Consider the following 20,222-nt stretch of genomic DNA (forward strand, 5'->3'; position numbering starts at 1 on the left):
TCGCTTTTGGGGCTGTTCCCTGAGGGGAACACAGAGGGTTCCGGGGGAAGGCGAGCGCCCATGTCCGATGCCGAGTGCCAACGGCCGTTCGACGGCCGCACCCTGCTGGTCGTCTCGACGAACTACGCACCGGAGCTGACGGGCATCGGCCCGTACGCCGCGCAGCTCGCCGAGCACTGGGCCGCGGCCGGGGCCGACACCCATGTGCTGACCGGGATGCCGCACTACCCGTCCTGGCGGACCGACCCGGAGTACCGGGGAGTGTGGCGGGTCGTCGAGCGCCGGGCCGGGGTCACCCTGCACCGGCGAAGACACTATGTGCCGTCCCGTCAGACCGCCCTGCGCAGAGGGCTCTTCGAGACGACGGTACTCGTCCACGGCCTGCTGCCGCCGCCCGTCCCGCCCCGGCCGGACGCGGTGGTCTCCCAGATCCCCAGTCTCGCCGGCGGGGTCGTCGGCGCCCGGCTCGCCGCCCGCCACCGGGTCCCGTACGTCCCCGTCGTCCAGGACCTGATGGGCGCCGCCGCCGCGCAGAGCGGCATCCGGGGCGGGGGCGGGGCGGCCGCCGTCGCCTCGGCCGCCGAACGGTACGCGCTGCGCTCCGCGGCCCTCGTCGGCGTCATCCACGAGAGCTTCGTGCCCCGCGTCATCGGGTACGGGGTGGACCCGGCCCGCATCCGCACGGTGCCCAACTGGTCCCATGTGCAGGCCCCTTCCGCCGACCGGGCCCGCACCCGCGCGCGGCTGGGCTGGAGCGAGGGCACCCCCGTGGTCCTGCACTCCGGGAACATGGGGCTCAAACAGGGGCTGGAGGTGCTGGTCGACGCGGCCCGGCTCGCGCCCGGGATACGCGTGGTGCTCATGGGGGACGGAAACCAGCGCGAGGCCCTGCTGGAACGCGCCGCGGGCCTGCGCAACCTCGACATCCTGCCCCCGGCCGGGGCGGACGAGTTCACCGACGTCCTCGCCGCCGCCGACGTGCTCGCGGTGACACAGCGCGCCTCCGTCCTCGACATGAGCGTCCCCTCCAAGCTCACCTCCTACTTCGTCTCGGGCCGGCCCGTGGTGGCCTCGGTCGCCGAAGGGGGAGGCACCGCACAGGAGGTCCAGCGGTCCGGCGCCGGGCTCCTCGTCGCCCCGGAGGACCCCGCGGCCCTCCTGTCGGCCGTGCGCAAGCTCGTCGAGGCACCGGCCGGGGCGGACGCGCTCGGGGCCAACGGACCGCAGTACGTCGCACGTCACCTGAGCCGCGAGGCGGGCCTGGCCCGCTTCGACGCCCTGCTCACCGAGGTCCTCGCGGACGCACAAGGGAGACCACGTCGATGAACCAGCCGATCCGCACCCTGGAGGACCAGGACGAACCAGCGCTGCTGAGGGACCAGTTCCGTCAGCTCCTGCGCTACCGCGCCCTGCTCGTCTCCGGCGTGGTCGCCGGGCTCGTAGGCGGCGGCTGGCTCGCCCTGAGCGGCGAGGACAGCTACACCTCGACGGGCGAGGTCGTCGTACGCTCCGCCACCTCGGACCCCTTCGCCGCCGGGGCCTCCGCCGACAAGGGCATCAACATCGGCTCGGAACGGCAGACCGCCGTCAGCGACACCGTGGGCACCCTGGCCGTCACCACCCTGGCGGCGCGGGGAGACCGGGTCGGGCTCCGGCCGCTGCTGTCCGGACTCCAGGTCACCAACCCGCCGAACACCCTGGTCCTGCGCTTCGCCTACACCGGCCGCACCCCCGACCTGGCGCAGAAGCGGGCCAAGGCGCTGGCCGACGCCTATCTGGAGATACGCCAGCAGCGCACGGAGAACAGCATCGCCAACATGGTCCAGGGCTACCGCGCCCAGCTGACACCGCTCACCGAGCAGCGCGACCGGCTGGCCGAGCAGTCCGGGGGCGACGACGTGTCCAGCGCACGCGCCAACCTCGTGGTCGCGATCTCCGAACTCTCCCGCAAGATCTCCGAGTTGCGTGCGCTCGACACCACGCCCGGATATCTGACGAAGAAGCCCGTCGCGCCCGGCGAACCCACCGGCGCCGGGCTTCCCCTGCTGCTCGGGCTCGGTGGTGCCGTCGGCCTGGCGCTGGGGCTGCTGCTGTCCTGGGTGCGCCTGGTCTTCGACCCGGCCGTGCGCTCCACCCGGGAGCTGGTCCGCTCGCTCGGCGCGCCGCTCCTCGGCACCCTGCCCAGGGAGCGCGCGTCCGCCGGATCGCTGCTGGCCATCGGGCACAGCGGAAGCCGCCTCGCCGAGGAGTACCGCGCGGTGGCCTTCCGGCTCGCCTACGATCCCTCGTTCGCCCAGCGGCGCAGGCTCCTGGTCACCGCCCCGCGCGGGGACGGCTCCGCGGCGGCCGCCGCCGCGGCCAACCTGGCCGCGGCCTTCGCCGAGATGGGGCGCGACGTCATCCTCGTCGAGGCCGATCTGCGGACCCCCGCACTCGCCAGGGACCTCGGCCCGGCGGTCCAGGGCTCCCCGCCGCGCTGGGCCAACCGGGGCCGCCGGCCCTGGCCGTCCGACAGCCGGATGAACGTGGACGTACCCGGCTCCGGCGCCTTCACCCTGATAGCGGGCCGGCGCGCGGACAACGTGCCGCGCGCCCTGACCTCGGCGGCGGTCGGCCGGATCGCCGCCGAGGGCGACCGGCCCGACGCCGTCGTCATCGTGCTGGCTCCGCCCGTGCTGTCGTACGCGGACGCCGTCGCGCTGATCGACCGGGTGGAGGGCGTCGTGGTGGTCTGCGACCCGCGCGAGGTCCACCGCAGCGACCTGGAACGGATCCGGGAGATCATCGGTGCCGCGGGCGGCTCGGTGCTGGGCGCCCTGCTGCACCCCGGCCGCGGCCGCCACGAACGCCGGGCCCTCAAAAGGTCCGCCCGGCGCCATCAGAAGGGCGGGCGGCCCCGGGAGAGCGGGCCGGACAGCCGCCCCGAACACACCGGCGACCCCACCGAGACGCTGGGGCTGCGCCCCTTCGACTCCACCGCCGGACACAGATGAGAGCACGGACCGCGATCGTCTGCTCGGTCGCGGACCAAGGGGTGGCGGCACTCACCAACATCCTGGTGCTGGTGACGGCCGCCCGGCTCTCCACCGTGGCCGACTTCGCCCGCTTCTCGGCGGTCTACCTCGTCTTCACGGTGCTCCTGGGCGTCTTCGGCGCCTACGCGGGGCAGCCGCTCGTCCTGCGGCGGGGCGACGGCGACGAGGTGCGCGGCGCCTGCCGGTCGGCGGTCGTCTTCACCCTGCTCGCGGCGGCGGCACTCGGAGCCCTGTCGGCCACGGTCTGCCTGCTCCTGCCCGGGGCCACCGCACGGGCCCTGACGGCGCTGGGGCTCGTCCTGCCGGTCGTCCTGGGCCAGGACACCCTCCGATACGCCTTCTCCACCCTGCACCTGCCGCACCTCGCGCTGGCGGGCGACACACTCCGGCTGGTCTGTGTGCTGGGTGCGCTGGCGGCGCAGCCGCACGGCGTCCCGGCCGCCCGGCTCGTCCTCGTCTGGGGGCTGTCCACCCTGCCCGCCCTGCTGGTGTCGGCCGCCCTGCTGCACCGCAGGACGGCCGGAACGCCCCTGAGGCCGAAGGCCCTGCTGCGACGGGGCCATCTGGGGCGGCGCTTCGTGGTGGAGTTCGCGGTGGGCAACGCCACCGCCCAGCTCTCCGTGCTCGGACTCGGCACGTTCGGCAACCCGCTGGTGGTCGGCGCCCTGCGCGGCGCGACCACCCTCTTCGGACCGCTCAATGTGCTGTTCACCTCGGCCACCGGCTTCGGCCCGCCCCTGCTGGGCAGACTCGCCGACGAACGGCGCAGGGTACGGGCCGCCGCGACGCTCGCCGCCGTCCTCGCGGCCACCGCCGTCGTCTGGGCCACCGCACTGGCCCTGCTGCCCCGATCGGCCGGGCGCCGGCTGCTCGGCGACACCTGGCCCACGGCCGCCGCCCTGCTCCCGGCGACCGGCAGCCAGTACGCGGCGATGGCCGTCGGCACCTGCGGGCTGCTGGCCCTGCGGATGCTCGACCCGCGGACCACGCTCGCCATCCAGGTGGTCTTCTCGCTCACCGCGGTCGCCTTCCTCGCCGCCGGCTATGCGCTCGGCGGGGTGCCGGGGGCCGCCTGGGGCCTGTGCCTGGGGTCCGTGTGCAAGGCGGCGGCCACCTGGACCAGGGTGGCCCGGCTGGGCGCCGGGCGCGTGCCCGTCAGCGCGGGCGCCGCCCGTCCCGGGCCCGGAAGCTCATGACCAGCGACAGACAGAGTGCCGCGACGGCCGCCTTCCCGACCGACTGGAGGAGGGGGCCGCGCAACAGGATGAAGGTGTACCCGGCGATCAACGGCGCGGTGACCGCCAGCACGCTGCCGGGGCCCGGACCGTCCCGGGAGACGGCCCGCGCGTACCGCCGGTCGGTACGGGCGGCGCCGTACCCGATCAGCGCGAAGGCGCCCACCACGCCCGGCGCCCCGAAGTCGACCCAGACCTCGGTCCACAGCGGCGCCGAGAGGTTGGTCATGTTCATCCCCATCCACTGACCGACCCGCACCCCCGTGTCCTCCGGCTTGCCGCTCCACACCGACCGGGGCACGAAGAAGAGCGCGGAGCCCGCCAGTTGGCGACCGTAGGTGTGGCCGTGGGCGTCGACCCAGGTGATGGCGTTGGCGAACATCACCGTCTGGTCGTAGTCCTTGGTGGCCAGCGGCTCGAAGACCGACGAGGAATCCACCGGCCGGTACCCGGCGTCGTCGTAGCGGAAGCGGTCCGCGTACGGAAACAGCACCAGCGCCCCGACCACCCCCGTGGCCAGCACCGTGCGGTACATCGCCGAGCTGCTCGGGAACGCCGTGAACAGCAGCGAGACCAGCACCGTCAGGAACCAGTAACGGGCATTGGAGAGCGGGTTGTTGACGATCGCGTTGAGCGCGACCAGGCCCGTCCAGACCAGCACCGTCGACGGGGAGCGCCGGGCCAGGCGCGAGGTCACCAGCCGACGGGTGTGGAAGAGCAGCGCGATCAGCGCGGGGACCGTGCCGAAGCCCTTCAGGAAGGCCGGTCCCACGTTGGACTGCCCCGAGGCCACCCCGCTCGCCGCGACCGAGGCGCTGATCTCCTGACGGCTGGAGAAGAAGACCGCGGGCCCGCCGAGCTTGATGACGTAGTAGCCGCTCGCCGCGAAGGCCAGCAGCACCAGCACCCCGAGCCGCCCGCGGTGTGCGACGGCCGGACCGCTCCCGGCGCGCGCGGCGGTCCTGCGCCGCAGCGGCCGCCGCGAGGCCAGCAGGGCCCCCAGGTCGAACGCGACACAGCCCGCCAGGACCAGCGCGACGGCCGTCACCAGATCCGACCGCGGCCCGACCACCGGCGTGGGCGTCTGTCCGATGACGGCCTGGGCGAACGGCGCCACCCCCATCGCGATGTACACGAACATCCAGAAGACGCCCTGGAGCAGACGCCGCCGGGTGGAGAGGATCATGGTCGCGAGCCGGGCCCCCGCATAACAGGTCAGCACGAGCTGGAGCCAGTACGCGGTGTCCCGGACCCCCGCGCCCGGCTGCGCGGCCACCACCGCGGGAAGGAAGCAGACCAGGGCGAGGATCAGTGGAACGGCCAGGGCCCGCGAGAGCATCGCCCACGACATGGGCTTCGCCGGCGCGTGGACGGGGTCTCGCGGGCCGTGCTCCGGTACGGGCGCGGACGGTGCCGCCTCGTGCACGGACGTCATGTGCTCCCCGTCTCCGTGGGCCTGTGAACACTCTAACGAATCAACCCACTTGAGGTGTTCGGGCTGACTAGTCTGGGACGGGCTGCCGAGGTCGGGGGGAACCTGGTGAAGATCCTGCACATCGTCACACTGCACACCCCGGACCACGCGTTCGGCGGACCGACCAGGGTGGCGCTCAACCTGTCGAAGGCCCAGCGGGCCGCGGGCGACGACGCGCGGATCATGGCGCTCGGCGACGGCTTCGAAGGCCCCCTCCCGCCCCGGATCGAGGGGGTACCGGCCCGTCTCTTCCAGGCCCGCCACCTGCTCCCCGCCTTCGAGGTCAGCGGCATCACCTCCGGCGCGCTCCTGCTCGCCGCACACCGCATGATGCGCGGCGCCGACCTCGTCCACGTCCATCTGATGCGCGACCTGGTGACCCTGCCCGCCGCGCTGCTCGCCCTGGCCAACGGCACGCCGCTGGTCCTCCAGACCCACGGGATGGTGGACCCCACCGAGAACCGCGTCGCCCGTCTCACCGACCTGCTGGGCGTGCGCAGGGTGCTGCGCGGCGCCGACGCCGTACTGCATCTCACGGAGACGGAACGCCGCGATGTGAACGCCGTGGCCGCCCCGGTGCCGCTGACCCGCACCGTACGGCTGGTCAACGGTGTGCGCCCGCAGGAGATCAAGCGGGCCAGGGAGCCGGGGCGGCCGCCCACGGTCCTCTTCCTCGCCCGGATCCAGGAACGCAAGCGCCCGGAGGACTTCGTCGCCGCGATGCCCACGGTCCTGGCCGAGCACCCGGACGCCCGCTTCGTGCTGGCCGGTCCCGACACCGGGGCGCTGCCCGCCACCCTCCGGCTCGCCCGTGAACTCGGCGTGGCCGACTCGCTCGATCACGTGGGGCCGCTCGGCCACGAAGAGGTCCTGGCGGCGGGGCGGCGGGCCGATGTGTACGTACTGCCGTCGATCGAGGAGCCCCTCGGCGTGTCAGTCCTCGAAGCGATGTCGGTCGGCACCCCCGTGGTCATCACCCGCACCTGCGGGCTCGCCCCCGATGTGGCCCGCGCGGGCGCGGGCCGGGTGATCGACAGCCGGGTCGGCGAGGACGGGAAGAACGCGCTCAAGGTCGCCGCCGCCGTGCTGGAGCTCCTCGAACCCGAGGCCAACGCCCGTGCGGGCAGGGCGGCGTGGGCCCTGGTCGACGCGGACTTCACCATCGACGCCGTGACCGCGACGCTCCGGCGGACCTACGAGGACGTGGTCCGCCGGAGCCGTCGCCGGGTCAGGCGGAGCGCGCCTCACGGGACTTGAGGGCGATCTGCCAGCGGTAGAAGCTCATTGCCAGCGCGAAGTCGAACCCCGCCCGGCCGTCGAGGAATCCCCGCCGGTACACATACATGTAGGCGAACGACACCAGGGGTTTGAACGGCGCCTTGTGGAACAGCTGCCCCTGGCGCGACTTTACCCTCCGCACCTGCTCCTTGACCTCGGGATGCTGCTCCAGCCAGGCCTCCCAGTCCGAGTAGCGGTTGTGCCGCTCGAACCAGGCGGTGACCGGGTCGAGGTCCTGGTGCTCGATCGGACCGCGCAGTGACCCGACCGACGCGGCGACCGGCTGGTAGTGGCCCTCGACCTCGCCGATGCCCGGCGCGTCGAGATCCCCCACCTCCGGGTACCTGCAGCGGGTGCGGTCGGTCAGCGACCGCTTGCGGATGGTGTAGCCGTGGCGCAGCCGCCGCCCGGAGAACCAGTAGCCGAGCGGGATGTCGTACGCCGCGGCCTTCGGCGCGTCCGGGTCGGCGAAGAGCCGCCGCAGTTCGGCCAGCAGCCCGGGACCGATCCGTTCGTCCCCGTCCAGCAGCAGGATCCAGTCCAGGTCCGTGCGGACATGGTCCAGGCACCACTGCTTCTTGCGCGGATGACCGCCGTCCCAGGTGTACGTGATCACCTCGGCCCCGCACTCCTCGGCGATCTTCACCGTGTCGTCCGTGCTGTGCGAGTCGACGACCACGACCGCCTCGAAATGGCCGAGCACCGACTTCACCGCCTCGGCGATGTTGAGCCCCTCGTTCTTCGTGGGGATCACCACGGCTATCGGCAGCTTGCTCATCAGAGGTCTCCTTCGGGCAGCCAGGCGTAGCAGCCTGTGGAAGTGAAGGCACGGGCCCGCGGCGGGACGGTGATCACGGTCCGCTTCCCGTCGGAGGAGGAGCCGGAGACCGAGGGCCTGCCGTCCGCCCCGGTGATCTGCCAGGAGCAGTTCCCGGTGGGGGAGACGTCGTGGTAGCGGCCCGGACGGAGCCGCTCGCCCTGGTGCGTGCCGTCCGCGTACCCCCGGGCGGCCTCCCGCAGCAGGTCGCCGTAGCGGGGGCAGAGATGTGTGATCACCGGTTCCGCGTCGGCGATCTCACCGGTCACGATCGCGCCGACCGCCACCTCCCGGTCGGCCTTCACCAGGAACCGCAGCCGGTCGCAGGTCTCCTGACCGGTCTGGAGCACGGCCGCCGGATCCATGCCCCGGTCCACCCGGCCCACCAGATACTCCTTCTGCTTCCGGGTGAACGAGCCCGTCGCCGGGGTGAGCCGGTCGGAAGGGAGTTTCGGCGGCTCGCCGGTGCGGGAGGCAGGAGGATCGCCGGGTGCGGTGGTGCCGGGGCCGGCCGACGGAGCGGCGAGCGGGGTCCGCACTGCGGACGGCCCGGCGCCGCTCTCCTCCTGACGGCTGTCCGGGGAGGAGCCGCAGGCGGCCAGCGCCGCCGTCAGCGCGACGACGGCGGCGGCGGCCCGGAACGGGAATCTCATCCAGCCGTCCTCAGCGCGTAGTGGGCACTGACCTGCGTGCTGCTCAGCGCGGTCGGGTAGACGGCGGTCTCGTCGATCTGCCCCGCGAAGAAGTCGCTCGTCGGCCTGTCCGGCCAGCCCTTCAGGTTGTCCCCGCCCACGCGCCAGTACCCGTCGTACTTCTCGTTGCCGGTGTACAGGGTGGTCGAGGCGCGGAGCGCCCCGTCGACGTAGAGCGCCATGCCGCCGGAGCCCTGGGTGGCCACGACATGGTGCCAGGCGCCGTTGTTGTAGGCGGCCGGTGTGGTGATGGTCCGCAGGCTGCCGCTCTTCACTCCGAAGACCAGCCGCCCGTCGTCACGCATGTACACATGCTTGTCGTACTGGACGCTGTTCTGCATGGTCAGACTGCCGAAGCCGATGATCTTCCCTCCCTTGGCGGACGTCGTCCTGAACCAGGTCTCCACCGAGAACTTGGCCGGCTGCGGATGGCGCTTGTTGCTGTAGACGTACTGGTTCGAGCCGTTGAACCCGATCGCGGTCGAGGGGCCCGCCACGGCGGCCGGGGTCAGCTGCCGGGTGGGGGAGTTGCGGGTGAAGCCGTTGTTGCGCCCGCTGCCGGTGTCTCCGGCGAAGGTCGCGGTGTCGTCGTAGCGCCAGTAGAGCGACGCGCCGTCCGCGAGGACCTTGGCGGGGTACTTCGCGGCCGCGGACGCCACGGTCGCCGAGACGGCCGGGGACTTGGCGCTGGTGTTGGTGCCGTCGCTCGCGCTGATCCGGTACGAGTGCGTCTCGCCCGGGGCGACGTCGGTGTCGGTCCACCTCAGCTGCGGCCGGTCCCAGAACACCGAGCGCCCCGTCGTGGTGAACACCGGGGTGCTCGCGCCGTCCCGGTAGATCCGGTAGGTGAGGTCACCGTCGTCGGTGTCGAAGCTCGCCTGCCAGTTCACCTCCACCTTGCCCGCGGCGACGGTGGACACGCTGACGTTGGGCACCCAGGGCGCCCCGGTGTCGGGCCCGTCGGCGAACCGGGTCAGACCCTGCTGGGCGGCGCCGTTGACGGTGGTGAACTCCCCGCCGACCCAGAGGTAGTGGTGGCCGCCCTTGTCGGTCTGGGCCATGACCCGGGGCCCGACCGGCTCCCCGATCCCGTCGTTGGTGTCCGGGAACCAGGGGAGCAGCTTGGGATCGTCCACGGACTGGGCCAGCAGATGCTTGCGCGGCTGGTCGGGGAACTCCCCCATGGAGGAGCAGTCGTGGGCGTGACTTCCGCTGTACAGCACGCCGTTGTGCACCAGCACGGCCTGGGTGGCGCCCAGACAGGTGTCCCGCCAGCGCTGCTCGAAGTTGCTCAGGTTCAGCGCGATCCGGCCGTCGAAGACACCCCCTCCGGTGCCCTCGTTGGCGGTGTAGAACCCGGTGGCGTCCGTGGTCAGGTCCTGCACCGTGGAGGTGTCGGGGATGAACCCGGCCGGATAGCTCTTGGCCACCGCCCCGGTCGTGGCGTCCACGACCGCCAGCGCGTGCGAGGTGGTGCCGTTGACGGTGAAGAAGTCACCGCCGATCAGCACGTGTCTGCCGTCGGGCGTCAGCTCGACGGCCCGGCCCACCTCGTCCGTATTGGCCTTCCACGGCTTGAGCACGGCCCCCGTGGTGACCGCGGCGAACTTGTTCCTGGTCTGCCCGGCGACCGAGTTGAAGTCACCGCCGAGGTACACGGTGTCGGCGGTGACGGCGAGCGCCCGCACCGTCGCGGTGACGGAGACCTTGAAGTCCTGGCGCGGAGTGCAGGTGGCCGTGTCGATCGCGGCGAAGTTGCTCACTCCCACCCCGCTCACCGAGCCGAACTGCCCGCCGACGTACAGGGTCTTCTGGTCCGGCGAGAGGGCCAGGGCCCGTACGGTCGCCGTGCCGGAGGAGACGGTGAACGAGAGGCTGCAACCGGTCGGCTCGCCCGTCGCGGCGTCGAAGGCGGCGAAGTTGACCGCCGCCCGCTCCGAGGTGCCGGCCGCCGCGCCCGGCGGCCGGACGGTGGAGAAGGTGCCTCCGGCGTAGACCACTCCGGCGTCCGATGCGGCCATCGCCCAGACGATGCCGTTGGTCTGCCAGGTGGTGAGGTCGTCCGCGGTGAGGGAGACCGGCGGGGTGAGGGCCGTGGCCGGGGTGCCCCCGGACGCGGCGGCGGTCAGGGCTCCGGCGAGCAGGCAGAGCGCGCCGACGGCGGCACGCAGCCGGCCGCGTCCGGGGCGTCCGCGCCCCGTGGTTCCGTTCATCATTCAGCTCCGAGGGTGAGAACGGGCTGCGGCCGACCGGCCGCGGCGCCCGGCTCCACCGGATGTGCGGTGGAGTGGGTTGTCGTCGTGGTGCCGGGAGGCGTCATCGGTCCACCCGCACGGCCGATCCGGCGAGTTGGTCGGACAGCTGGCGGATGTCCGCCTCGACCATGATCCTGGCGAGCTCCCGCGACCGTACGACGGGTTTCCAGCCGAGCAGTTCCTCGGCCTTGCCCGCGTCCCCGATCAAGGCGTCCACCTCGCTGGGGCGTTCGTACTTGGTGTCGTGGCGGACGTACTCGCGCCAGTCCAGGCCCGCGTGCGCGAAGGCGTACTCCAGGAACTGCCGTACGCTGACGCCCTCTCCGGTGGCCACCACGTAGTCGTCCGGTTCGTCGCACTGGAGCATCCGCCACATCGCCTCGACATACTCGGGGGCGTACCCCCAGTCGCGTACGGCGTCCAGGTTGCCCAGGTGGAGACTGGTCTGCAGACCCGCCTTGATCCTGGCCACCCCACGCGTGATCTTCCGGGTCACGAAGGTCTCGCCGCGGCGCGGGGACTCGTGGTTGAAGAGGATCCCGTTCACCGCGAACATGCCGTACGCCTCACGGTAGTTGACGGTGGACCAGTACGAGTAGACCTTGGCGACGCTGTACGGGCTCCGCGGGTGGAACGGGGTCCTCTCGTTCTGCGGCGGCGGGGTGGCGCCGAACATCTCGGACGACGACGCCTGGTAGACGCGGGTGTCGATGCCGCTCGCGCGGACCGCCTCCAGCAGCCGGACGGTGCCGAGGCCGGTGATGTCACCCGTGTACAGCGGGGCGTCGAACGAGACACGGACGTGCGACTGCGCGCCGAGGTTGTAGACCTCGTCCGGACGGATGTCGCGCAGCAGATTCACCAGCGCGACACCGTCGGCGAGGTCCGCGTGGTGCAGCAGGAACGTACGCCGCTCCTCCTCCGGTCCCTGGTAGATGTGGTCTATGCGCTCGGTGTTGAAGCTCGACGAACGGCGTATCAGCCCATGGACCGTGTACCCCTTGTCGAGCAGCAGCTCGGACAGGTACGAACCGTCCTGTCCGGTCACGCCGGTGATGAGCGCGGTCTTCGCCACGACTCCCCCTTCTTAGGCTGTGGTTCCGCACCGAATACTTCCCGCCGGATGACGCGGACCGGGCGATCTGCGGCAAGACGTCACCGCGTGGTGCGGGTGCTGGCAGAATCCGGCCCATGACGACTGATCGCCCCGGCCCGTCCCAGGAATCCGTCCGCCCCCTCCTCCGGCCCGGAGCCCGCGTCTTCGTCGCGGGCCACCGTGGCCTGGTCGGTTCCGCACTGGTGCGCCGCCTCGCCGCGGAGGGGCACGAGGTGATCACCCGCGAGCGCGAACGGCTCGATCTGCGCGACGCCGTGCGGACCGGGGCCTTCCTCCGTGAGGTCCGACCGGACGCCGTGGTGCTGGCCGCCGCCCGGGTGGGCGGGATCATGGCCAACACCACGTATCCGGTGCAGTTCCTGGAGGACAATCTGCGCATCCAGCTGAGTGTGGTCGCCGGGGCGCACGCGGCCGGGGTCGAACGGCTGCTCTTCCTCGGCTCGTCCTGCATCTACCCCCGGCTCGCCCCCCAGCCGATCCCCGAAAGCGCCCTGCTCACCGGCCCGTTGGAGCCGACCAACGAGGCGTACGCACTGGCCAAGATCGCCGGAATCGTGCAGACCCGGTCCTACCGGCGGCAGTACGGCGCCTCGTACATCAGCGCCATGCCCACCAACCTCTACGGTCCGGGCGACAACTTCGACCCGGAGACCTCGCACGTCCTGCCCGCGCTGATCCGCCGCTTCCACGAGGCGCACCGCGACGGCGCGCCCTCGGTCACGCTCTGGGGCTCGGGGAACCCGCGCCGGGAGTTCCTCCACGTGGACGATCTGGCGGCCGCGTGCCTGCTGCTGCTGGAACGGTACGACGGCGAGGACCCCGTCAACATCGGCTGCGGCGCCGATCTGACGATCCGTGAACTCGCCGCGATCGTGCAGGAGGTGACGGGATTTCAGGGGAGCGTCGCATGGGACACGGACAAGCCCGACGGCACCCCGCGCAAGCTGCTCGACGTCTCCCGGCTCACCGCTCTCGGCTTCGCCCCGCGGATCCCGCTGCGCGAGGGGATCGCCCGGACCTACGCGTGGTGGCGGGAGCGGCGGACGGCACAGGTCTGAGCGGGACCGGCGGACAGGCGCGCCTCGCATCGGCGGCCGCCGCTCTCAGTACGCCCCGCGGCCGTCGGTGACGGCGCGCAGCGTACGGGCCATGAGTCCCACGTCCGTGACCACCGACCAGTTGTCGACGTACCACAGATCGAGCGAGACGGTCTCCTGCCAGGACAGGTCCGAGCGGCCGCTGACCTGCCACAGACCGGTCAGTCCCGGTTTCACCGAGAGGCGCCGGAGCTCGCGTTCGTCGTAGCGGGACACCTCCTCCGGCAGCGGGGGGCGCGGGCCGACCAGTGACATCTCGCCGCGGACCACATTGAGCAGCTGCGGAAGCTCGTCGAGGGAGGTCCGGCGCAGCAGACGGCCGATTCCGGTCACGCGGGGGTCGCGGCGCATCTTGAACATCGGGCCGTCGATCTCGTTCGCGGCGACGAGGCGCTGCTTGTGGCTCTCCGCGTCGGCGACCATGGTGCGGAACTTCCACATCGTGAATGGCCGATTGTGCTGCCCCTGGCGGACCTGGCGGTGGAACACCGGACCGGTGGATCCGAGCCGTACCGCGGTGCCGATCAGGATCAGCAGGGGCGCCAGAGTCAGCAGGCCGAGGGTGGCGCCGACGCGGTCCACGACGGCCTTGAGGGCCGGTTGCGGGCCCCGGCGCAGAGGTGGCGCGATGTGGAGGAGGGTGAGCCCGGCCGCGGCGGTGGGGCGCACCCGCTCGGCCGCGACGCCGGAGAGGTCCGACAGCACGGAGAGCGGGAGCCCGTTGTCGTGGAGCCCCCAGGAGAGCCTGCACAGCCGCTCTCCGGAGAGCCGCGGCCCGGGTACGACCAGGGCCAGGTCCGCGTCCTGGGCGAAGGCGCCGCCGAGAACGGTCGACACGTCGTCGTGGGCCGGTGCCGGTGCGAGCCGGCCGGGCACCGGCACCGCGCACTCCAGCGGCGTGGATCCCACCGGGACCGCGGCCACCACCGCGTACGGATGGTCCGTCCGGGAGCCGAGCACCCGGACGGCGCGGTCCACTCCCGGAGCCTCGCCGACCACCAGCACCCGGCGGACGGCCCGCCGTCGGCGCCCCGGCCAGGGCAGCCGCCGCAGCGCCTGCGCCGCGATGCCCGCGGGCAGGGCCGGTAACAGGGCCACGACCGCCCTCGCGGGATCGGCCGGAACTCCGGTGGCGGTGTGCAGCACGGCGAGCGCGCCGATGAGCAGCAGCCAGTCGCCGACGGTGCGCAGCGCTCCGGAGGGTCCGCCGGGGGGCCGGTCGGCGTACCGGCCGCGCACGGCCCGCAGCGCGGCCCACGCCAGCGCGGCCACGGCCACCGCCGCAGCGGCCCGGGACGGGCCGTCGGGGCGCAGCACGAGCCAGGCGGGTATCGCGAGGCCGAGGAGCTCGGCACCGACGAGGCCGGGTATCAACCGGGCCGTTCTTCGGCGCGCGGCGGCCGGTGCGGAGCGCTCGCGCGGGGCGGCCGGTGCCGTCCACCACGCGTCGAGTTCGTTGCTGCCGGGCCGGTTCGTCGTGGACCGGGGTCGTGGTGCCCCCGCCAGTCCCACGCGTGTCGACCTGTCCGAATCAGGTAGCTCGACATGCCCCATGAACCCCCCAGTCACAGTCGCATCGTCACAAACAGGGCGCATCCGCCGATCTCATGCACTGACGGATGCGCCCTCGCTCGGTGCACGATATCCACACACGTGCCATTTCGCTGGAGTTCTGGTGAAGTTCAGACATGCCCGGTGGCTGGGATCCTGCCCCGCTCCGCGTCCGAACTCTCTTGCCGTGACCGAGATTTGACATGGGGAGTGCACCTGAACCGGGTTGTGTGCGGACATGTGCGCCGATCGCGGCGCGGGCCGTCCACCAGGTTCGTCCGCGACGACACGGCGCCGGGAGACCTTCCCCGGCCACAAACGAGCGGGCGGCCGTGGAGTGACGTCCGTTGGCCGGATCGTTTCGCCTCGGCCTCCGCCGACGGCGGCCCCGGCAGGGCCGCGTGCCGCTCAGGTGCTGTCGAGTCCGTCCTCGGGCGGGGAGGGCCATGTCGTCGCCGCCCGGCCCGGCGCCAGATGATCCACCACCTCGGCCAACTCCTCGCAGGCGCGTTCGATCCTGCGCCGGATGTTGCTCTGCTCGGTCACGACCGCCGCGAGCAGCAGCGCGGTCAGGGCCACGCAGCCGTTGAGCACGGAGAGGTGGACCATCACATGGAGGGTCTCCTGGCCGCGGAACGGGCCCACCCCCTGCGTTCCCGCGATCGCGGCCAGGACCGACACCAGAAGGGCGCAGGGCGCGCTTCCCGCCAGCTGGAAACGCAGAGCCGCCCAGATGAGCAGCGGGAACACCAGATAGATCATGGCCATCGAGCTGCGGGTGGCCACCAGCGCGACCACGACGGAGACGACCAGCAGGGCGCTCGCCTCCATCCACCGGTCGGTGGCCCGCGGCATCCGCAGCCTGCGCAGCACCAGCAGCAGCGGGGTGACCACGAGCACGCCCATCGCGTCCCCGGACCACCAGGCCGCCCAGACCGGCCAGAACGCGCTCGCCGGCAGTTTGCCGTCCAGCAGCAGCATGCCGGTGCCCACGGTCGCGCTGATGGTCATCCCGGCCAGCGCGCCGAGGAAGACCAGCACGACCCCGTCGCGCAGCCGGTCCAGCTCCCTGCGGAATCCGGCCTTGCGCAGTATGAGGTAGGAGCAGACGGGGGCCGCGGTGTTGCCCGCCACGACGACGAAGGTGGAGGGCGTGACCGAGCCGCTGAGCGTGGCGACGACGAGCAAGGAGCCCAGCGCGATGCCGGGCCAGGCGCCGAGGCCCAGACAGATCAGGGCGCCCAGCGCGATGCCCGTCGGCGGCCAGAGCGGTGTGACGACCGCGCCGTGGACGGACACCTCCCGGATGAGGCCGAGCCCTCCCGCCGCGTAGTAGGCAGCGGCGACGGCCAGGACGCGCAGTACGGCCACGGCCGTACGTCTGGTTCTCTCGCTGCGGATCACGCATCTCATCAGACACCGCCCGGACGGGTGGCGGCCGTGTGACACGCCTGCGGCCCGTTCCGCGGTCCGGCTACCCGCCCCGGCCGGGGGCCGCGCCGTGACGCACCACCAGGACGGCGGCGTCGTCCTGGTGCCCGGTCTGTTCCGCCGCCCGCAGCACCGTGTCGGCCAGCTCCCCGGCGTCGGCGCCGACCCGTGCGAGCACCAGCCGGGTCACCACGTCCAGACCCCGGTCGATCGGGAACGAGGGGCCCTCGACCACCCCGTCCGTGACCAGGACGAACGCCCCCGGGTCCGTCAGCCGCCGCCGGGTGACCGGATACCGCTCGCCCGCCTGGATCCCCAGTGGCAGCCCGCCCTCGTCGCTGGTCACCCCGCAACGGCCGTCGGCCGTGGCCCACACCGCCGCGACATGCCCGGCACGGGCGCTGTGCAGCTCCCGCGAATCCGGGTCGAGGCGGACGAACGTGCAGGTCGCGAAGAGACCGGAGTCCACCGATACCAGCAGGTCGTTGGTACGGGCCACGACCTCGCCGGGGTCCGTGGCGGTGGCGGCTATCGCCCGCATCGCGATGCGTACCTGGCCCATGAACGCGGCGGCCTCGACATCGTGGCCCTGCACGTCGCCGATGGCGAAGGCCAGCGCGCCGTCCGGCAGCACGAAGCCGTCGTACCAGTCGCCGCCGATGTCGAGACCGCTGCGCGCCGGGGTGTACCGGGCGGCGGTCTGGAGCCCCGGGCGGGCGGGCAGTGCCGCCGGGAGCATCTCGCGCTGGAGCACCTCGGCCAGCTCCACCCGCGCCTGGTGGAGCTCCACCTCGCGGCGCGCCCGGGAGGTGAGCTGCTGGAGCGTGGTGAGCAGCTCCTCGGCGCTCGCCGAACGGGGTGGCCGACGCCGGTTCATGGGCCGCTCCGCACTGCGTTCGTCCGCGCGGCGCGACCCAGGGCCTGCCGCGGCGCCGGTCGGGGTACCGGCGGACCGGATCCCCGGGCGACGGCCGGCCGTCGCCCGCCTTCGGTGGAATTCGACACCCCGCATCCTATTTCGGCGGTGTGATCCGCGCAGGACGAGCCGGAACGGGCGAACCCGCCCGGACGGGGGGATGCTGGTGGCAGGACCGCGTCGAGGCGGCGCGACGCGACCGCGCGCGGTCGCAGGAGGTGCGCGATGACCCGCACGCTGGAGTGGGAACTCCGCCTCGGCCTGACCGAGGACGACGGGACGACCAGGGCGGAGGCGGTGCTGGACACCGGCACCGCGCGGCTCACCGGCCACGGCGTCGCCCGTTGCAGCCCGCAGGACGTGGACGTACCCGTCATCGGTGACGAACTCGCGGCGAGCCGGGCCATGAAGGATGTCGCCGCCCAGCTGATGAAGGCCGCCGACCAGGAGCTGGAAACCGTGGGCGCCGGACCCGCGAGCGGCCCCGTGGCCCCGCCCTACGCATGGTCGGACACCACGGCCTGACCCCGGGAACGCGATCGACGCGCCGCGGCCGCCCACAGGTGCGCGACGCGGCCGTGCCACGCACCCGCGGGCGCGGTCGGCAGGCCGTCACGGACGTACGGGCGAAGGAGACGAGCCCATGATTCCCGCCGCATTCGACCATGCACGGACCGACCCCGTACGGACCGACCCCGTACGGACCGACCACGCCCGGACCGGCCACGCCTGGACCGCCCCCGCGCACCGGCACCCGCACTCGGCACGCACCGTCGTCGCCGCAGTGCCCGACCGCGGCCGCACCCGGCCCGGCGGGTCGCCGCGCGCCTTCCTCGACCGCCGGGAGCCGTGCCGCCGCGTTCGGGGAGCGGTGGGCGCCGTCCTCTCCGACGGCCGGGAACGCACGTACCCCGCCGACCGGACGCACCGCCTGAACCGCGCCCGCCCCTGCCCCCGCGGGGCGCGCCCCGGTCCTCCACCGCAGGCAACGGCCGCGCTGCCGCACGCGGCCGCCTGCGCCGGGGGCCGCGGCCCCGCGTCCCCGGAGCAGCCGGCCGCCGTGGCGCGGGGGGCGGCGTCCGATGCGTGAGATCCTGCCGGTGCTCGGCCGCTGGTACGCCCAGGGGCAGCCGTTCGGGCTCGCCACCGTCGTCGCGGTCAGCCGCAGCGCGCCGCGCGGCCCCGGCGCGGCGATGGCCGTGGGGCCGGACGACGAGGTGGTGGGCAGTGTCTCCGGCGGCTGCGTCGAGGGCGCGGTCCTCGAACTGGCCAAGGAGGTCGTCCGGACCGGCCGGGCCTGCCTGGAGACCTTCGGATACAGCGACGAGGACGCCTTCGCCGTCGGACTCACCTGCGGCGGCGAGATCACCCTCCTGGTGCGCCCGGTCACGGCGGCGGCCGACCCCGCCTTCGGAGACGCCGCCGCCGCGGTCGCCGGGCACCGACCGGTGGTGGTCGCCACCGTGACCGAGGGGCCCGCGCCGCGCGGCGCCGCCCTCGTGGTCCGGCCGGACCATGTCGCGGGATCACTGGGCGCGAGCGGGCTCGACGCCGCCGTGACCGCCGACGCGCGCGGTGAACTCGCCCAAGGTGCAACGGGGTTGCGGCACTACGGCCCCAACGGCGAACGGCGCGAGGACGACGTCGCCGTGTTCCTCCAGTCGTTCGCCCCGCCGCCCCGGATGCTGGTCTTCGGCGCGATCGACTTCGCGGCCGCGGTGGCCCGGATCGGCGCGTTCCTCGGATACCGGGTCACCGTCTGCGACGCCCGGCCCGCCTTCGCCGACCCCCGCCGCTTCCCCGACGGGGCGGAGGTCGTCGTCGACTGGCCGCACCGCTATCTGCGCGGCACGGAGACCGACGGTCGGACCGTGCTGTGCGTACTCACCCATGACCCCAAGTTCGACGTCCCGCTGCTGGAGGTGGCGCTGCGCACCCCGGCCGCGTACATCGGTGTGATGGGCAGCCGCCGGACCCACCGGGAACGCATGGACCTGCTGCGCGGCACGGGCCTCGGCGAAGCGGAACTGGCACGGCTGAGATCCCCCATCGGCCTCGACCTCGGGGCGCGTACGCCCGAGGAGGTGGCCGTCTCCATCGCTGCGGAGATCGTGGCCCTGCGCTGGGGCGGCACGGGCAGCCCCCTCACCGGTACGGCCGGGGCGATCCACCGCGCGCGGCCCGGATCCGGCCGCCCGCGCGAGCCCCGTGCACCCGATATCCGTGACGCCCCCGAGCCGTGAGGAGCGGCGCCGTGCACCTGCGGAACCCATTCACCCCGCCGGTCCCGGTCGACGGAGGCCCGGCGGGCACTGCTCGACTGCGTGCGGCGGGCGGACCGGTGGCCGGACGTGCCGTGGCCGTCACCGGCGCCTTATTCACCGCCCCGGTCGCCCCGCTCGTCCGGTGGCGGTGCCGGGGCGGCTGCCGGTACGGCGGAGTGTGCCGCACGTGTCACCTCCGAGGACCGCGGCCCACGTCGTAGCCTGGCCTGCCGGACCGACCGGATCCGTGCAGCCGGCCTCTGGGGGACACATGTGCTGGAGTGCGACCGCCGACCTCGTCGCGGGCACGGGTATCGCCGCCATCGGGGTGGTGTGCGTCGCACGGGTGCGCCGGGCACGTGATCTTCCGCTCGCGGCCCTGCCACTGCTGCTCGGCGCCCATCAGATCATCGAGTCCGGGATCTGGCGCTCGGGCGGCGGCACGGGACCCGCCACACTGGCCTGGGCCGTCATCGCCCTGCCGCTGCTGCCACTGTGGGTACCGCTCGGCGTGCTGTGCGCCGCGCCGCCGCACGCCCGCCGCCGCCTGCTCCTCCCCGTCGCCGCCGGAATCGCGACCGCCGTCCCGCTCGCGTACTGCCTGGCGACCCGTCCGGTGAACGCCGAGGTCCGGGGCCACACCCTCGGCTACGCCATCGACCTTCCCCACTCCGCGCCGCTGATCGCCGGATATCTGCTGGCCACGGTCGGCGCCCTGCTCCTGTCCGGGGACCGGGTGCTGGGGCGGCTCGGGGTGCTCGCCGCCGTCGGCGCCGTCGTCTGCGCGGCGCTGTGGCGCCTGGAGTTCGTCTCGACCTGGTGCGCCTTCGCGGCGGTGTGTTCGGTGGTCCTGCTCGCCCGGCGTCCGGAAACCGTGCCGGACCGGGGCTTCCGGAACTCCTGACGCGATGATCCTTACGGCGGGCCGGACCGCTCCGGCGCGCCTTCAACTCTCCTACGGCATCAACTGCTTGGGACGACTCCGGACACCGTTCCGAAACGATCAGCAAGCGCTCACCACCACCCGACTGCGGGACTACCCCCACTCGCGTGACCGTCG

The 20,222-nt window shown here is 73.2% G+C and carries 17 protein-coding genes; 9 read left to right on the plus strand and 8 right to left on the minus strand.

Annotated elements, in window-relative coordinates:
* Nucleotides 1-60 precede the first annotated feature (60 nt).
* The 3 genes from ACFVFH_RS13825 to ACFVFH_RS13835 are packed head-to-tail and all read left to right on the plus strand — an operon-like array spanning nt 61 to nt 4,231.
* A complete protein-coding gene (locus ACFVFH_RS13825) occupies nt 61-1,326 on the plus strand; it encodes a glycosyltransferase (RefSeq protein WP_383767096.1) in 1,266 nt (421 codons plus the stop codon).
* Nucleotides 1,323-2,993, plus strand: coding sequence for a lipopolysaccharide biosynthesis protein (locus ACFVFH_RS13830; protein ID WP_383767099.1), 1,671 nt, complete (start codon nt 1,323-1,325; stop codon nt 2,991-2,993). Before ACFVFH_RS13825 ends, ACFVFH_RS13830 begins: the two co-directional genes overlap by 4 nt.
* Nucleotides 2,990-4,231 (plus strand): hypothetical protein, encoded by a 1,242-nt coding sequence (locus ACFVFH_RS13835; RefSeq protein WP_383767102.1) that lies wholly within the window; start codon nt 2,990-2,992, stop codon nt 4,229-4,231. The genes ACFVFH_RS13830 and ACFVFH_RS13835 overlap by 4 nt, the downstream gene beginning before the upstream one ends.
* On the opposite strand, the gene ACFVFH_RS13840 is transcribed toward ACFVFH_RS13835, so the two are convergent.
* On the minus strand, nt 4,191-5,705 hold the full coding sequence (locus ACFVFH_RS13840; RefSeq protein WP_383767105.1) for a hypothetical protein: 1,515 nt from the start codon (nt 5,703-5,705) through the stop codon (nt 4,191-4,193). The genes ACFVFH_RS13835 and ACFVFH_RS13840 overlap by 41 nt on opposite strands.
* 105 nt (nt 5,706-5,810) lie before the next feature.
* On the opposite strand from ACFVFH_RS13840, the gene ACFVFH_RS13845 reads away from it, so the two are divergent.
* The gene (locus tag ACFVFH_RS13845; protein ID WP_383767108.1) at nt 5,811-7,001 is read left to right on the plus strand and encodes a glycosyltransferase; all 1,191 of its coding nucleotides are present in this window, start codon (nt 5,811-5,813) and stop codon (nt 6,999-7,001) included.
* Here ACFVFH_RS13845 and ACFVFH_RS13850 read toward each other — a convergent pair.
* From ACFVFH_RS13850 to gmd, 4 genes are all read right to left on the minus strand, one after another.
* Nucleotides 6,973-7,800, minus strand: a complete 828-nt coding sequence (locus ACFVFH_RS13850) for a glycosyltransferase family 2 protein (RefSeq protein WP_383767110.1) — start codon at nt 7,798-7,800, stop codon at nt 6,973-6,975. The genes ACFVFH_RS13845 and ACFVFH_RS13850 overlap by 29 nt on opposite strands.
* Complete coding sequence (locus ACFVFH_RS13855) at nt 7,800-8,492, minus strand: hypothetical protein (protein ID WP_383767113.1); 693 nt, start codon at nt 8,490-8,492, stop codon at nt 7,800-7,802. Before ACFVFH_RS13855 ends, ACFVFH_RS13850 begins: the two co-directional genes overlap by 1 nt.
* Nucleotides 8,489-10,744 (minus strand): LamG-like jellyroll fold domain-containing protein, encoded by a 2,256-nt coding sequence (locus tag ACFVFH_RS13860; protein ID WP_383767116.1) that lies wholly within the window; start codon nt 10,742-10,744, stop codon nt 8,489-8,491. The genes ACFVFH_RS13855 and ACFVFH_RS13860 overlap by 4 nt, the downstream gene beginning before the upstream one ends.
* A 103-nt stretch (nt 10,745-10,847) precedes the next feature.
* Entirely contained in the window at nt 10,848-11,861 is a 1,014-nt protein-coding gene (gene gmd, locus ACFVFH_RS13865) for a GDP-mannose 4,6-dehydratase (protein ID WP_383767119.1), read from the minus strand.
* 116 nt (nt 11,862-11,977) lie between these two features.
* Here gmd and ACFVFH_RS13870 point away from each other — a divergent pair, with 116 nt between their 5' ends.
* On the plus strand, nt 11,978-12,961 hold the full coding sequence (locus ACFVFH_RS13870) for a GDP-L-fucose synthase family protein (protein ID WP_383767122.1): 984 nt from the start codon (nt 11,978-11,980) through the stop codon (nt 12,959-12,961).
* Nucleotides 12,962-13,006: 45 nt separating this feature from the next.
* Here ACFVFH_RS13870 and ACFVFH_RS13875 read toward each other — a convergent pair whose 3' ends face one another.
* The 3 genes from ACFVFH_RS13875 to ACFVFH_RS13885 all read right to left on the minus strand — a co-directional run bounded on the left by ACFVFH_RS13875 (nt 13,007) and on the right by ACFVFH_RS13885 (nt 16,859).
* Nucleotides 13,007-14,512, minus strand: coding sequence for an exopolysaccharide biosynthesis polyprenyl glycosylphosphotransferase (locus tag ACFVFH_RS13875; protein ID WP_383767125.1), 1,506 nt, complete (start codon nt 14,510-14,512; stop codon nt 13,007-13,009).
* Nucleotides 14,513-14,959: 447 nt separating this feature from the next.
* A complete protein-coding gene (locus tag ACFVFH_RS13880) occupies nt 14,960-15,955 on the minus strand; it encodes an MASE1 domain-containing protein (protein ID WP_383767128.1) in 996 nt (331 codons plus the stop codon).
* 70 nt (nt 15,956-16,025) lie between these two features.
* Nucleotides 16,026-16,859 carry a PP2C family protein-serine/threonine phosphatase gene (locus ACFVFH_RS13885; protein WP_383767131.1) on the minus strand — a complete coding sequence of 278 codons (834 nt, stop codon included), beginning with the start codon at nt 16,857-16,859 and terminating at the stop codon, nt 16,026-16,028.
* 264 nt (nt 16,860-17,123) lie between these two features.
* Between ACFVFH_RS13885 and ACFVFH_RS13890 the strand changes: the two genes are divergently transcribed.
* The 4 genes from ACFVFH_RS13890 (at nt 17,124) to ACFVFH_RS13905 (ending at nt 20,066) form a co-directional block, all read left to right on the plus strand.
* Nucleotides 17,124-17,423 (plus strand): DUF1876 domain-containing protein, encoded by a 300-nt coding sequence (locus ACFVFH_RS13890; protein WP_383767134.1) that lies wholly within the window; start codon nt 17,124-17,126, stop codon nt 17,421-17,423.
* Between the two features lie 118 nt (nt 17,424-17,541).
* Nucleotides 17,542-17,988, plus strand: coding sequence for a hypothetical protein (locus ACFVFH_RS13895; protein WP_383767137.1), 447 nt, complete (start codon nt 17,542-17,544; stop codon nt 17,986-17,988).
* Nucleotides 17,981-19,141: an XdhC family protein gene (locus ACFVFH_RS13900; RefSeq protein ID WP_383767139.1), complete on the plus strand. Its 1,161-nt coding sequence runs from the start codon at nt 17,981-17,983 to the stop codon at nt 19,139-19,141. The genes ACFVFH_RS13895 and ACFVFH_RS13900 overlap by 8 nt, the downstream gene beginning before the upstream one ends.
* 292 nt (nt 19,142-19,433) lie before the next feature.
* Nucleotides 19,434-20,066, plus strand: a complete 633-nt coding sequence (locus ACFVFH_RS13905; protein WP_383767141.1) for a DUF6629 family protein — start codon at nt 19,434-19,436, stop codon at nt 20,064-20,066.
* Nucleotides 20,067-20,222: the final 156 nt, after the last annotated feature.

The organism is Streptomyces sp. NPDC057697 (genome assembly GCF_042799335.1).
Lineage (GTDB): Bacteria > Actinomycetota > Actinomycetes > Streptomycetales > Streptomycetaceae > Streptomyces.